A 14,659-nucleotide genomic window follows, 5' to 3' on the forward strand; every position below is an offset into this window, starting at 1 on the left:
CCGCACTGTCTGTGGAACGCTGCTCCCAGCGTAGGCAGGAGTTCGCGGCATCCGCACGATCGAAATTCCTGACCGACCGTTCAGGTAGTAATTATGGCAAACGGATGACGCGGCCGCCACCCGAGGCTCGCGAGGTCAGCGATCGGATGCCGCAGCGATACGGTGCCGGAACGCGTAGGCCGCCGCCTCGGTGCGGGAGTCCGCACCGATCTTGGCGTAGATGTTCGACAGATGACGTGCGACGGTCTTCTCGCTCAGCGTGAGCGCACGCGCCACTTCGCGATTCGACCTGCCCGTGGCCACGAGTGCGAGCACCTCGACTTCGCGGGCGGTGAGTCCGCCGGGCGGGGGCCCGGGGGGCCGCCACCCCGGGCGGGCTGCGGCCGGGATGCCGAGCCGGTCGAACTCCGCCGCGGCGGCCGCGAGCTCGATCGACGCCGCATCGTCGTCATCGAGTCCCCGGTAGGCCTCGGCGAGCAGCATGCGCGCTGCGGCGGCGTCGTAGACGGCGCCGACGGTGCGCCACCCGTTGCACGCCTCGCGCAGCGACGGCAGCGCCGCCTCGAAGCGGTCGCGGCCCAGTTCGACTCGGCCCCGTGCCGTTCGCGCCTCGTTCACGAACCCCGGCGTTCCGTAGGCCGCGGCCATCGTCTCGAGGAACGCGCACGCCTCGTCGGCCTCGGCGGGTTCATCGGCGGCAAGCGCGATCCGCACGTGCGCCGCCTGCAGCGGCACGCAGGCGAGCGGGTCTTCGGCTGCGGCGACGAGCGCGGCGCGGATGCCCGTCAGTGCGAGGTCGCCGCGACCTTCGGCCAGACGTAGGAGCGCCAGGCCCGGCTGCGGATCCTTCCCGGCCTCGTGCGCTTCGAGGTACGCCGACCTCGCCGACCGGTGGTCGCCGCGCAGGCGCGCGAGATCGCCGAGTTGGTAGTGCCCCTCGGCCGCCGTCTCGGGCGCGATGGTGCCGAGCTCGGCGCAGACCTGCTGCGCCGCGGCCGCTGCCTGATCCCACGAGCCGAGCGCCTGCAGCACCTGCGAGCGGTGCACCCGGCAGATTCCGCGGAACAGTGCGGCCGCCGGGATCGTCTCGAGCCACGACTCCGTCGCCTCGGTCCAGCCTTTCGCGCGGTCGAGTTCACCGATCTCGTGCCATGCCGTCATGAGGTGGCAGTACACGTTGCCGGCCCATTCGGGCATCATGTCGTCGTCGAGCACGCTCAGCATCGCCTCGTCGAGCAACCCCATCGCATCGTCCACGCGGCCGCGTTTCAGGAGGATGCGCCCCTCGGCCACCGTACCTGCGGCCACGAGGCTGACATCATCGAACCGACGCCCCTGCACATGCAGGTCGTGAGCCGCGGCGAGCAGGTCCTCGAACTCGGCGTCGGCGAGCCCGCCCGCCGTGTCGATGCGGTTCTCGACGGCGGCGACGTATCGCAGGTAGTGGTGTTCCACCGTGTCGGGGTGCGTCTCGACGAGGCGCACGGCGCGTCGCATCCAGCCCGACCCGATGGTGTCGTCACCGCGGAGCAGCAGGTTCATCGCCACCCACATGGCCGCCATCGCCGCCATCGGCGTGCGATCGGCCTCGAGGAACCGTCGATATGCGGCTTCGCCGGCGTCGATCGAGCGGTCGACCTCGCCGAGCCACCAGGCGGCGTTCGCGAGCGCGTACAGGTCGTCAGCCGACAGGTCGCCGCCCGCGCGCGCCTGCTCGAGCCCGTCGACCGCGGCACGCCAGTCACGGCGTTGGTACGCGCGGCGTGCGGACTCGATCCCGCCCTGCTGCGACCCCGATCGGGGTTCGACCGTCACACCACCATGGTTCCACGTTCGCTCACGCGGCGCGCGGGTCGGGCCGCCCGTCGCCTAGCGCGCAGCGCGTATCGAGGCGCGCGCAGCGCGTATCGAGGCCCGGATCAGCCCTCGCCGGGCTCCACAGTCGGCATCGGCGGAACACCATAGGGTCCGACCAGCACCCACGCACCGGCGCTGCACTGGTAGAACGCCACGGTCGCGGTGTCGATGTAGACATCGCCGTCGGCCGTGCAGGTGTCGTTCTGCGGGGCTCCGACGCCGAGATTCAGCTGCGTGCCGGGGGCGCCTGGGGCGCCGGCCTCCCCCTGCGCACCGGGCGCACCCGTCGCACCGGTCTCACCCGTGGCACCGGTCGCGCCGGGTGCGCCCGCTGCACCGGTCGCACCGGTGAGGTTCTCGGCGGCCTCGGCGCGGATGTTGCCGGCGAGCGTCCACTCACCGTCCTGGAACAGGTAGACGTCTGAGGTCGAGATGTCGATGTACACCTCGCCGTCGAACCCCTTGCCCGATTCGGGAACCCCGGTTCCGGCACGCACCGCGGCGCCGGCCGGAAGGATCGCCTCGATCGCCTCCTCGTAGGCGGCTCGGTCGTCCTCGTCGATCGTCGGCACCGGGGCCGGCGTCGCGACGGATGCCGTCGGATCAGTCGATCGCGCAACCGTCGAGCCGAGGAACGCCGCGACGAACGACAGCACGACGATCCCGATGCCGAACCAGATGAGCATCGTCCGGCTCACGGGCGCGGGCTGCGAGGCTGCGGGCGCGGGCGCGGGCGCCGAGTTCTGGGGGTTGCCGTCATTGCTCATGCCGAGCCTCCACGTCTCGCGCCCCATCTATCGGGCCACCACCCGACGGCCCCGCGCGTCGCGCTCATCGTATCGACGCCACCCCTCCGAGGACAGGTGTCGAACACCATCGGCCCATCAACTCGCAGGACGCAGCCGAACGCATGCGTGCATGTTCTAACGGGTGAACGCGTTCGACCGGATGTTCGAGCGCGTGCTGCGGGCGCCGCGCACGGTCGGCGGCAGACGTCTCGACGTGGTCAGGCTCGAATTCAGACCTGCATTTTCAGAGTACGAGGCCGACACCGGCCAGGATTGCCCCGGCGATCGGACCGATCCACTGGGCGATCTTCACGATGCTCTGGCCCAGCGAGGATCCGGCCTCGAGGACAGCCCCGCCCTGCTTCAACATCTCCACCGCGGATCCCAGACGGGACGCGGCCGTCTTGCGGTCGGGTTCGGCAGCACTCATGTCCCGCTGGATCCCGTCCACCTCCGCCGCCACGCTCTCGACGCGACCCGCGGGCAGCAGCCGTCGCGCTTCCTCGAGCAGCAACCGCAGTGAGCGCTCGACCTCGGCGGGCATGGCGCCGACGTTGATCTGGTCTCGACCGATCCGGTCTCGACCGACCTGGTCTCGGCCGATCTGGTCACCCTCGGAGAAATTCTGCTTCCCCTTCCCGCTCACGGTGTTGTTCTTGCCGATCGTGATTTTCACCGGGTCACCTTCCGTTCCGCTTGCGTCTGGCCTTCGACATCCCGGTGCCGATTGCGAAGAGGACCGCGCCGATTCCGAACATAGCGAAGGCATATCCGATCGTCGGCGGGGGGCCGAACCCTCCGGTATTGGTCGCGGTCATTGCGCCGAATATGTGAGACGCGAACCACGCGAATCCGCCGAGGGCGATGAGCCCCCCGAGAATGGCGATCACCCGCCCGGGGCCCTCACCGTTGAAGAGTTCGTCAGTGGGTTCGTAATCCGCGGATATCTTCACTTTCTGCTTCCAGGTCTGGTTCACGGCCGAGTTGTACTGGTCCCGCCCGATCCTGTCCCCTCCGATCTTGTCCCGCCCGACCTGGTCGCCATCGACGAAGTTCTGTCTCCCGTTCCCGCTCACACGATTGTTCTTGCCGATCCTGATCCCCATCGCGTCGCTGTCATCCCCTGTCGCTCCGGGGTGGGGCTGCGTCACTTGGTACCCATCGGTCGGAGGCATTCCCGGCGGCATTGCGGAAGCGACGTCGAAGTAGCGCAACTGGACGCTGCCGAGCTTCACTCGGTCTCCATCGCGCAGTTGAGTCCACCCAGCCTCGCGCCGATCATTGACCCAGGTGCCGTTCGTGGACTGGGCGTCAGCGACGAAGACCGCCGGACCCGTCCCGTCGATACGGAAGTGTTGCCGGCTCACGCCGTCGTAAGGAAGACAGAGGTCTGCGCCCGGATCCCGCCCGACGGTCGACACAGCCGACGGGATCGGGATGATGCTGTTCACTTCTCCGCCGGCTTCGACGATGAAGCCTCGACGGATGCTGGACGGGACGGGGCTCATCGTGCCCACCGCCCCCGCTGTGCCACGCCCATGATCGTCCCCCGATCACGCGATCTGCCTTCAACTCGCGGCGACAGCATAGCGGAACTGAGCATTGCTCGTATACTGCTGGGGCTAGATGCCGAGGCTCACACCCCCCGAACTGGGGCCAAGGCCCAGCCCCGCTCCGCCCGACTGCGGGGTGCACAATCCTTTCCTCACGTTCTTGCGCGAGTCGCGCACTCGCCACGCGCATGGCAAGGCCCACGCACTGAACGCTCAGGCGGCACTCGCGCCAGCCAGGTCGAACCTCGCTCTTCCGCCGAGGCGGGGCGCGCGGGCGGGATCGATGTGCGGCGGGGGGATGAACCAGACCGAATCGCGGGTGGCGCGAATGCCCCAGTTCTCGCGGTGCATGCGGTGATGGCAGAACGAGCAGAGCATCACCCCGTTGGCCAGGTCGGTTGGGCCGGCATCGCGCTCCCACCAGCGGATGTGGTGCGCCTCGACGTACCCGATGTTCTGCCCGCACGAGGCGCACCCGCCGTCGCGTTCACCGAGCGCGAGACGCTGCGCCTTGGTGAAGAACCGTGCTGCCCGACCGAGGTCGAGCGGCACGCGTTCGCCGCCGAGCACGGCGGGGATGACCTCGGCGTCGGCGGCCAGCCTTCTCGCGGTCGTCGCCGAGATGGGCTGGTCGAAACCGTCGATCGAGGCGTGCCCGACGCCCTCGACGAGCGTCTCGAGATTCAGGCGCACGATGACGGTGGTCTTCGCGAGGGGAGTGCCCGTCTGCGTACAGCCGAGCGCGTGCCGTGCCAACGCGGCGAGCACGTCGGCCTGGAGCTGGGGGATGGTGCGGTCGTCGTCGATGACCGGCCCGGCGCCCAGCGCCCCATCGCGCACGAATGCGTCGGAGGCAGCATCGCCGTCGCCGCGGTCACCGCCGATGCCACGATCGTCGCCGTCGATGTGGCACTGCAGGTCGGACGCCTCGGCGCGGCCGCGCTCGCCTGGGTGCTCGTCTTCGGCAGCCGGTACCCGTTCGCGGCGGCGGAGCACGTCGCTCACAAGGGCCTCGATCGCCGCCTTGATCGGGGCGCCGGTCTCGGGGTCGAGACGAGCGCGCAGGTGCAGCATGCCGCCGGACTCGAACATCGTCAGGGACCGTTGACCCCTGAGCACGTCTCCTCGCGGTTCGACACCGTCTTGGTCGAGCCGGGCCTCTGCCTCACGCACGCCTCGGACGACGAGCTCGAGCGGCGCGACGACCGCCAGTTCGACGAGCGCGGTCTCGGTGATGTCGGCGAGGGCGGGGTCGGCGCGAGCCGCGACGCGGTCGAGCATCGCGGTGATCACGGCCGCGGCCTCGGTGCTGATCGTGGCAGCTCCGAGCGCGGCGGCGACGTGCGGATGCGCGGATGGACGATGTTCGCCGGTGAACGACTGGCGCTCGGCGGTGGCAGCGCCCACCGCGATGAGCCGGGACGCCTCACCGCGCGACCCACCGGTCGATGCGGCGAGGAGGCGGGCGGCGTTGTGGAACCCCTGCTTCTTGGCGAGGCCGGTATCGCCGAACTCGGGCCCCGACCGCCGGGCGACCTCATCGCCCACCCTCACCAGCAGCGCATCGGCGTCGCGACGTACGCGGGCGATCAGGTCGGTCACCGCGACGAGGCCCGAATCGCTCATCTGGCCGAGCTCGGCCTGCGCGCCGCCAGGCTGAGCCCCGAAGGCCGGCATCGCGTCGCCCCACGCTGCACGCAGCGCGTCGAGATCGCGCTCGAGCGGTTGCAGCGGGTGCGGCGGCCGTTCTTCCATGACTCCATCCTGCACCGACCCACTGACATTCGCTGCAGACGGAAATCACCCGTGAACAGCCAAAACCCTGTGGACAACTTCGACGATGTGCCACCTGTGGAGGACGAGTCGGTCCATGCCTGGCGCCTTCCAAGGCGAGTCGAACGACGAAGGCCCGCGTCCGTGAGGACGCGGGCCACCGAATTCGCGGGATGCCTCAGCTGGCGAGTACCTCGTCGGACTCAGCGTTGTCGGCGTCGACCTCGACGACCTCGACTTCGGTCGCCTCAACCTCGACGGTCTCAGCCTCGACCTCGGTGACCTCGGCCGCGACAGCCGCGAGGCCGCCCTCGAGCTCACCGAGCAGGTCGTCGCCCAGACGCACGTCGACGAAGTCGATGTCGATCTCGGCACGGTCCAGCAGCTCGTTCATGCGACGCTGGCGGTTGCGCGGAATGAGCGTGACGACCCGGCCCTGCTTGCCGGCACGGCCCGTGCGGCCCGAGCGGTGCAGGTAGGTCTTGTACTCGTCGGGCGCGTCGGCCTGGATCACGAGATCGATGTCGTCGACGTGGATGCCGCGGGCTGCGACATCCGTGGCCACCAGCACGTTCACGCGACCCGACGTCAGTTGCTGCAGGTTGCGCGTGCGGCGCGACTGGTTGAGGTCGCCGTGGAGGGCGACGGCACGGATGCCGTAGTCCTCGAGGTGGTTGGTGAGGTCTTCGGCGAAGGCGCGCGTACGGCTGAACACGAGGGTCTTGCCGTCGCGGTTCGCGAGCTCGGCGACGATGTCGCGCTTGTCGCGGTTCTCGATGACGAAGACGCGGTGGTCGATCGTCGACGAGGCCTGGTCTTCACCGGCGACCTCGTGCACGGCCGGCTCGACGAGGAATTCGTCGACGAGCGTCGCCACGCCCTGGTCGAGCGTGGCCGAGAAGAGGAGCTTCTGGCCGCCCTCGGCGGTGTGGCGGATGATCCGCTGCACGGGCTCGAGGAATCCGAGGTCGCACATGTGGTCGGCCTCGTCGATCACCGTGATGACGACCTCGGAGAGGTCGAGACGGCGCTGTTCGATGAGGTCCTCCATGCGGCCGGGGGTGCCGATGACGATGTCGACACCGCGCTGCAGGGCGCCGACCTGGCGGCCCTGCGGCACGCCGCCGTAGATCTGCGTGGTGAAGAGGCCGACGCTCTGCGCGATGGGCTGCACGGTGCGGTCGATCTGCAGGGCGAGCTCGCGCGTCGGGGCGAGGATGAGCGCGCGGGGCTTTCGGCCCATCTGGCGCTTGCCGCCCGACTTGCCCGACTCGGCCCAGAGCGTCATGAGGCGCTCGACCGTGGGAGCGCCGAACGCGATGGTCTTGCCCGAGCCGGTCTTGCCGCGGCCGAGCACGTCGCGACCCTCGAGCACGACCGGGATGGTCGCGGCCTGGATCGGGAACGGCGACTCGGCGCCGAGTTCCTTGAGCACACGCACGACGTTGCCGCCGAGCCCGAGGTCGGCGAAGCTCACGCCATCGACGGCGTCGGCCTGGATCGCGTCGGCCTCGAGGCGCTCGAGCACGACGTCGTCGGCCGGGGTGAAGTGCGCCTCGGTGTTCTTGGCGGGGTAGAAGCTCGACGGGCGGCGCTCGGAGTCGCGGAAGCCAGGTCGTTCGAAGTCACGGCGGGGCGCACGGTCGTCACGGTCGAACGAACGAGCCGGACGGTCGTTGCGATCGAACGAGCGCGCGGGGCGGTCGTTGCGGTCGAACGAACGAGCCGGACGATCATCGCGGTCACGACGAGGGGCGCGGTCGTCGCGGTCGAACGAACGAGCCGGGCGATCGCTGCGATCGTTGCGATCGTTGCGGTCGAACGAGCGCGCCGGACGGTCGCTGCGGTCGTACGAGCGCGCCGGACGGTCGCTGCGGTCGTACGAGCGCGCCGGACGGTCGCTGCGGTCGTTCGAGCGAGCCGGACGGTCGCCGTACTCGCGACGGGGTGCACGGTCGTCACGGTCGAACGAGCGCGCCGGGCGGTCGCTGCGGTCATACGAACGAGCCGGACGGTCGTCACGGTCCCGACGGGGTGCGCGATCATCACGGTCGTTGGATCGTGCGGGGCGCTCATCGCGGTCGAACCGGCGCGGGGCACGGTCGTCACGGTCGAATGAACGCGCCGGGCGGTCCTCGCGGTAGTGCGGGCGCGCGGGGCGGTCGCCGTATTCGCGGCGGGGGCCACGGTCGTCACGGTCGGACGATCGGGGCGCGCGGTCACTTCGGTCGTTGCGGTCGAACGAGCGGGGCGCGCGATCGTTGCGGTCGTATGAACGACCTCCGCGCTCGCCACCGGCCCGGGGAGCGCGGTCGTCGTGCGGCTCGCGGCCCTCACGCTCGCCACGGTGGGGCGCGCGCCCGGCAGCGACGCGCTCATCACGCGACCAACGGGTCTTGGCCGGGGAATCGGTCTCTTCGGGCCGGTAGCCGCGGTGGCCGGCGCTGCGCGAACCGGGCTTCTTCGAGCCGGCCTTCGCGTACGACGGATCGAAGTTGCGCGCGGGTCTACCGCCTTGGGGCTTCTTGTTCTTGGGCATGGTGATGACTTCCTGGGTTGTACTTGAGTACATGGCAGCGCCACTGCGGGCGCAGCACACTGAGAACCCGGAACATCGTCGACCGGGGCCGTTCACATACGGTGACTATTCGAGGGCGAATGCCCCGAAACCGGCCCTTTGGACTCACAAACCCATCCACACGACATGTGCGGTGTCCAGAACCGACTCGGCCACGATACCGGAAAGCGGCTGGGAATGCCCCGTGCACGCCTCTGCGGGTTGAGGAGCTCGCGCAGCGGGCGTCTCGAAACCCCCGCGCAACATGCCGGGCGTACGCTCGACCGGTGCCCGCAGCATCCGTCACCGTCGCCATCGAACCGCCCCGCCAGCCAGAGGTCGAGCGTCTGCTCGACGGCAGCACCGCCTACGCGCAGAGCCTCTATCCGCCCGAGAGCAACTTCCTGCTCGACATCGCAACGCTCGAACGCCCCGAGGTCGCCTTCTACGTCGCACGCGATGGCGAGCGCGCGGTCGGCATCGCGGCCCTCGTGATCGAGGCTGCCGCGGCCGATTCCGACGAGCGAGCGGATGCCCCGGCTCCGGCTCGCGGGGAACTGAAGCGCATGTTCGTGGACCCTTCCGCACGCGGCCGGGGCGTCGCCGCGGCGCTTCTCGCCCGTATCGAGGCCGACGCCGTCGCTCGGGGCATCAGCGAGATCGTGCTCGAGACCGGTGACCTGCACGACGCCGCGCAGTCCCTCTATACCCGGCGCGGCTACCGCGAGATCCCCCAGTTCGGTCAGTACGTCGGCGAGGCGCACTCGGTGTGCTTCGCGAAGGAGATCGCCTAGCCCGATCTCCTGATGCGCGAGTGCATCGCGATGCGGCATGCTCGGATCGTGCTCGTGCTCGTGCTCGTCTTCGTCTCGGCCATCGCGTTCGGCGTCACCGCCGGCGGCATCGTGGGCGCCGTCGCCACGGGAGATCCGCGCTACTCGATGACGTGGAGCTTCGCGCTGCCGGTGGCGCTGCTCGCGGGAACCTTCGGACTCTTCGGCGGATCCTTCGTCGCACGGCGCCGGGGCGCCGCATCCGAGGCGCCGCCGACCGGTGAACTCGCCCTCGCCCGCGTCGAGCGCATCTCCCGCACGGGCCTCTCGGTGAACGGCCAGCCGCAGGTCGACCTCCTGCTCACCGTCGCCCCCAGGTTCCGCTCGCCGTACAACACCGTGCACCGCGAGGTCGTCGACATCGTCGCGGTCCCGCAGGTGCAGCCCGGCACGGTCATCGTCGTGCGACGTCCCGACGATGCGAAGGCGAACGTCGAGCTCGTACTGGACCCGCCCGAGGACTGGGCCGGCCGGCGCGACGCCGAGCGCCTCCGCACCGGAACGGACCGCACGGTGCCGCTCGCATCCGACGTGCCCGAATGGCCGCCGGCACCGCAGTCGCCCGTCGGCGGTTCGCGTGCGCCGACACGTCCGTGGCGTCGGGTGCTGCTCGCCGGCGCATTCCTCATCGCGGCGGCGCTCGTGCTGATCCCCGCCTACGACTCGATCGGGCGCACCGTGCGGGCGATCGCGGCGGGCGACCCGGCCGCCGCGGGCGTCGTCGAGGGCGACCGCCATGATGAGATCGTCGAGGCGCTCGTTGCCGAGACCGGCGACACGAAGTTCGTGCGCATCGGCTTCTACGACGGATATGCGCTCGCTGCGGCGCCGTCCGAACCCGGCGCACTCACGATCGACTCGTACCAGTACCGGTACGACCGCACCGAGCACCAGGGTCCCGAGCTCATCCAGCCCTCAGACCCGGCGGCCGCGCTCTTCGACGTCGACGACGTCGACTTCACGCGTTTCCGCGAGCACATCGCCACCGCCGAGGAGCACGCCGGCATCGCCGATCCCAGTTCGGTCATCGTGCTCGTCGAGCGCCTGCCGGTGGCGGACGCCACTGGCGAGCGGCCCGTGCGGGTACTCGTGCTGCTCGATGCCGACTACGCCGACTACGCCGACGCGAGCGTCACGATCGATCCGCGGACCGGGCGCGTGCTGTCGTGAAGCGCGCCGCCATCGGATCACCCAACGGACGCCGGGAGGCAAGGCGAAGGAAGCGTTTCCACATCGCGGGCACGTGAGTTAGCATCGCTGCACCCCTGAACCCGGAGCCCGGTGTGAACTCGACCCGAATCGCAGGCGGCCGCGGCACCCGGCGACGACGACGGGTCGCAGTTGCCGCAACGGCCATCGTCGCCGCCATCGCGGGCATCGGCGCGCTCACGGGCTTCCACCTGCAGTTGCGCGAGATCGACCCGCCCGGCTCCAATGCCGTGAGCGAGGTCGTCACCGACGAGGTCGTCGGCATCCGCACGTTCACGCCCCCGGCGGGGATCCGCGTCGAAGCCGACCTCGAGTACGGCACACGTGAAGACGGCACCCTGCTGACGCTCGACGTGTGCCGCCCCGCCCCATCGACCGCCTCCCCGACTGCGCTCGGCTCCGACGAAGGCCTCCCTGCGGTCATCTCGATCCACGGCGGCAGCTGGGCGCGAGGCGACAAGGCCAACACCGACTGGCGCAACGTGTGCATGTGGCTCGCGAGCGAGGGCATCGTCGCGGCATCCGTCAACTACCGCCTCGTTCCCAACGTGATCTTCCCGTCGGCGATCGACGACGTCGCGCTCGCCGTCGAATGGATGCGCGCGCCCGAGCAGGTCGAGCGGTTCGACATCGACCCCACGCGCATCGGCGCCTTCGGCGGATCGGCGGGCGGCAACCTCGCCGCGCTGCTGGGCACGCGCGGCGACGGCCCGCTCGATGAGGGATCGCGGGTGGCGGCCGTCGCCGAGCTCTCGGGCCCCGTCGGACTCGGCGCCGCCGAACTGGCCGCCGATGATGCATCCGTCTGGCTTCGCGGCATCATCGGCGCGTACCTCGGCTGCGAACCGGGCGCGAGCGATGCGAACTGCCCGCAGGCGGCGAATGCCTCGCCCGCGACGTACGCCGACCCGAGCGACCCGCCCTTCTTCGTCGGACATGCCGAGAGCGAGGTCGTGCCGGTCGGCCAGTCGCAGCGATTCGCGACGAGCCTCGCGGCCGCGGGAGTACCGGTGGAACTCGCGATCGTGCCGGGCGGCGAGCACTCGGTCGGCATTCTCGACGAGGGCATGCGCGCCCGCGTCGCGCAGTTCCTGCGCGCGCACCTCGGTCCTTAGGGTTTGGCCGTAGGCTCGCATCATCCAGCCCCACCCCGGAGGCATGATGCCCGAGTCAGATTCACCCGTTCAGCTGTCTCGTGCCGATTGGCGGGTCGTCTTCAGCCGAACCCTGCACGAGTACCGCATCCACCAGGTGCAGGACATCGCCGCCGCGCTCACCTTCTACGTCCTGCTCGCGGTGCTGCCCGCGCTGCTCGCGACGTTCGCGGCGATCGGCATCTTCGGCCGTGCCGAGACCGCGGCTGAGAACGTGCTGATCGTCATCGAGGATCTCGGCGACGCATCCGTCGCCGAAGCCCTGCGCGAGCCGCTCGACCAGCTCGTGAACGCCTCGAACGCGGGGCTCGCCTTCGGCATCGGGCTGGTCGCCACGCTCTGGGCGGCGTCGGGGTTCGTCGGCGCATTCGGTCGGGGCATGAACCGCGTCTACGGGGTGAAGGAGGGGCGCCCGTTCTGGGCGATGCGACCCGCGATGCTCGCGGTCTCGGCCGCGGTCGTGGTGCTGGTGGCGATCGCCGGGGTCGCCATCGTCGTGACGGGGCCGGTCGCCGAGGCGGTCGCACGGGCCGCGGGGTTCGACGAGGGCGTCGCATTCTGGTGGGATCTCGCGAAGCTGCCCGTGCTCGCCGCGATCGGCATCGCCGTGCTGGCGCTGCTCTATTGGGCGGCGCCCAACGTGAAGCGCCGGCACCTGCGTTGGTTCAGCGTCGGCGCCGTCGTGGCGCTCGTCGCCTGGCTGGTGACGACAGCCCTGTTCGGCGCGTACGTGCTCGGGTTCGGAACGTACGAGCGCACCTATGGCGTGCTGGGCGGCCTCATCGCGCTGCTGCTGTGGATCTGGCTGTCGAACCTCGCGATGCTCTTCGGCGCGGTGCTCGACACCGAGGTCGAGCGCGCCCGCCAGTTGCACGCCGGCGTCGATGCCGCCGAGCAGGTGCAGCTTCCGCTGCGCGACGACCGGCGCATCATCGCGAACCGCACGCGGCGCGCCCGAGACGTGCAGGCGTCGGAGCGCATGCGGGCCGACGCCGTGCTCGACGGGGTCACGCCACCGGCCGGCCGCCGCCCGCACGGGTGACGCCGCGCGTACACGATCAGGCGCGCCCGAGCATCTGCTCGCTCAGGTGTCGCGAATGATCGGCGCGTCGTCTTCGCGATGGTCGTCGTCGCCGCCCGCCGGGTACTGCTCGAGCTCGGGACGGCTGCGCAGGAAGAGGACGCTCGCGATGAGCCCGCCCCACACGAGCACGATCGCGAGCACGAGAAAGACGATCGCGATGGGAGTCATGATGCACCTCCGTCAGATGCGTTGCGACCGGTCGTGGCGGCGGTGCCACCCGGTGGGTACGAGGGCCACGGTGCGAACCGCTCGGGATCCTGACGCCACCGCAGCGCGCTGAGCACGAACGTGCCGAGGAGGATCGCGATGATCGCACCCCACCCGATCGCGACGAGGTACCAGCCGGGCAGGCCCCCATACCCCTCGACCGAGAGCGTGACGATGCGTGAGATGAGCATGTAGCCGAGCACGATCGGTGCGAGCACGCTCGTGAGCACGAGCCAGATGCGCCCGACCTTGAACGTCGACAGGGCGTTCAGGTGCGTGCGCAGCTCGGGTCCGCGTCGCAGCACCCAGAGCACGAGCACCGAGGTGAGCACTGCGGATGCGACGATGCCGATGTTGTTCGCCCACTGGTCTGCCACGTCGAGGGCGAGCAGCCCGGTGGTGGTCGAGAACAGCACGATCGAGATGATCGCGGCGACGCCGCCGACCCGGATGGCGGCCTGGCGCACGGTGAGTCCGAACTTCTCCTGGAAGCCGGCGGAGACCACCTGCATGACTGAGATCAGCGACGTGAACCCGGCCATCGTCAGCGACCCGAAGAACAGCGCACCGAAGATCGGACCGCCCGGCATCTGCGACACGATCGCCGGGAAGGTGACGAACGAGAGCCCCACGCCGGTGAGCCCCTCGAGCTCCTCGATGGCCACACCCTGCTGGAACGCGAAGAATCCGAGCGTGGCGAACACGCCGATGCCGGCGAGGATCTCGAACGACGAGTTCGCGAACGCGACCACGAGTCCCGGCGTGGTGAGGTTCGCCTTGCGGTTGCGGTACGACGCGTACGTGATCATGATGCCGAACGCGATGGAGAGCGAGAAGAAGATCTGGCTGTAGGCCGCGATCCACACGTCGGGGTCGCCGAGTGCCTGCCAGTTGGGGGTGAAGAGCGCATTCAGCCCCTCGGCGGCGCCGTCGAGGAACAGCGCCCGCACGACCAGGATCAGGAAGGCGACGACGAGCAGCGGCAGGAAGATCACGTTCACCCGCTGCAACCCCTTCGCGACACCGGCCGCGAGCACCGCGATCGTCGCGATCCAGACGATCGCGAGCGGGATGAGCACGCCGGGCACGAACTCGAAGCTGATGCCCGGGTCGGCGACCTGCAGGTAGTCGCCCGTGAGGAACGCCGCCGGGTCGTCGCCCCAGCGCAGGTCGAACGAGAACACGAAGAAGCTGAGCGCCCAGGCGATGACGACGGTGTAGTAGAGGCCGATGACGAAGCAGATCATCACCTGGAACCAGCCCAGGTTCTCGAGCCACTTGCCGCCGAGCCGGCGGAACGCCATCGGCGCGGATCCGCGGAAGCGATGGCCGATCGCGTAGTCGAGGAAGAGGATCGGAATGCCGGCGGTGATGAGCGCGATGAGGTAGGGGATGATGAATGCGCCGCCGCCGTTCTCATAGGCGACGCCCGGGAACCGCCAGATGTTGCCGAGACCGACTGCCGATCCGATCGCCGACAGGATGAACCCGACCTGACCCGTCCACTGCTCACGCGGCCGCGGTGCGGCGGCGTCGACCTGTGCGTTCGACACGGTGACCCCTTTCGAGCGGTCCGCGCCACACTGCACGAACCTCGTCCGTCAGGGGCACCGTAGCAGCGCTCGCACCGGCACCGCGAGTCCC

At 69.9% G+C, this 14,659-nt stretch carries 12 protein-coding genes; 4 read left to right on the plus strand and 8 right to left on the minus strand.

The features are described from left to right. Positions 1-135: 135 nt before the first annotated feature. From LSF15_RS19065 to LSF15_RS12875, 6 genes are all read right to left on the minus strand, one after another. Positions 136-1,815 carry a LuxR C-terminal-related transcriptional regulator gene (locus LSF15_RS19065; RefSeq protein ID WP_308188476.1) on the minus strand — a complete coding sequence of 560 codons (1,680 nt, stop codon included), beginning with the start codon at positions 1,813-1,815 and terminating at the stop codon, positions 136-138. Positions 1,816-1,919: 104 nt separating this feature from the next. Beyond that, on the minus strand, positions 1,920-2,624 hold the full coding sequence (locus LSF15_RS12855) for a hypothetical protein (protein WP_232498938.1): 705 nt from the start codon (positions 2,622-2,624) through the stop codon (positions 1,920-1,922). Positions 2,625-2,889: 265 nt separating this feature from the next. Continuing rightward, complete coding sequence (locus tag LSF15_RS12860; protein ID WP_232498939.1) at positions 2,890-3,321, minus strand: hypothetical protein; 432 nt, start codon at positions 3,319-3,321, stop codon at positions 2,890-2,892. 4 nt (positions 3,322-3,325) lie between these two features. Beyond that, positions 3,326-4,153, minus strand: coding sequence for an FHA domain-containing protein (locus LSF15_RS12865; protein ID WP_232498940.1), 828 nt, complete (start codon positions 4,151-4,153; stop codon positions 3,326-3,328). A gap of 258 nt (positions 4,154-4,411) precedes the next feature. Further along, positions 4,412-5,953, minus strand: a complete 1,542-nt coding sequence (locus LSF15_RS12870) for an HNH endonuclease signature motif containing protein (protein ID WP_232498941.1) — start codon at positions 5,951-5,953, stop codon at positions 4,412-4,414. 196 nt (positions 5,954-6,149) lie between these two features. After that, positions 6,150-8,510, minus strand: a complete 2,361-nt coding sequence (locus tag LSF15_RS12875) for a DEAD/DEAH box helicase (RefSeq protein WP_232498942.1) — start codon at positions 8,508-8,510, stop codon at positions 6,150-6,152. 305 nt (positions 8,511-8,815) lie between these two features. On the opposite strand from LSF15_RS12875, the gene LSF15_RS12880 reads away from it, so the two are divergent. From LSF15_RS12880 to LSF15_RS12895, 4 genes are all read left to right on the plus strand, one after another. Further along, positions 8,816-9,322: a GNAT family N-acetyltransferase gene (locus LSF15_RS12880; protein ID WP_232498943.1), complete on the plus strand. Its 507-nt coding sequence runs from the start codon at positions 8,816-8,818 to the stop codon at positions 9,320-9,322. A gap of 12 nt (positions 9,323-9,334) precedes the next feature. Next, entirely contained in the window at positions 9,335-10,531 is a 1,197-nt protein-coding gene (locus LSF15_RS12885; protein ID WP_232498944.1) for a hypothetical protein, read from the plus strand. A 113-nt stretch (positions 10,532-10,644) separates the two neighbouring features. Next, complete coding sequence (locus tag LSF15_RS12890) at positions 10,645-11,685, plus strand: alpha/beta hydrolase (protein ID WP_232498945.1); 1,041 nt, start codon at positions 10,645-10,647, stop codon at positions 11,683-11,685. A gap of 46 nt (positions 11,686-11,731) precedes the next feature. Then, positions 11,732-12,766: a YihY/virulence factor BrkB family protein gene (locus LSF15_RS12895; protein WP_232498946.1), complete on the plus strand. Its 1,035-nt coding sequence runs from the start codon at positions 11,732-11,734 to the stop codon at positions 12,764-12,766. 42 nt (positions 12,767-12,808) lie between these two features. Here LSF15_RS12895 and LSF15_RS12900 read toward each other — a convergent pair whose 3' ends face one another. Both LSF15_RS12900 and LSF15_RS12905 read right to left on the minus strand, forming a co-directional pair. Further along, positions 12,809-12,976: a methionine/alanine import family NSS transporter small subunit gene (locus LSF15_RS12900; RefSeq protein ID WP_232498947.1), complete on the minus strand. Its 168-nt coding sequence runs from the start codon at positions 12,974-12,976 to the stop codon at positions 12,809-12,811. Then, positions 12,973-14,568: a sodium-dependent transporter gene (locus LSF15_RS12905; RefSeq protein ID WP_232498948.1), complete on the minus strand. Its 1,596-nt coding sequence runs from the start codon at positions 14,566-14,568 to the stop codon at positions 12,973-12,975. The genes LSF15_RS12900 and LSF15_RS12905 overlap by 4 nt, the downstream gene beginning before the upstream one ends. Between the last annotated feature and the right edge of the window lie 91 nt (positions 14,569-14,659).

This window comes from Agromyces humatus, assembly GCF_021228295.1.
GTDB classification, from domain to species: domain Bacteria; phylum Actinomycetota; class Actinomycetes; order Actinomycetales; family Microbacteriaceae; genus Agromyces; species Agromyces humatus.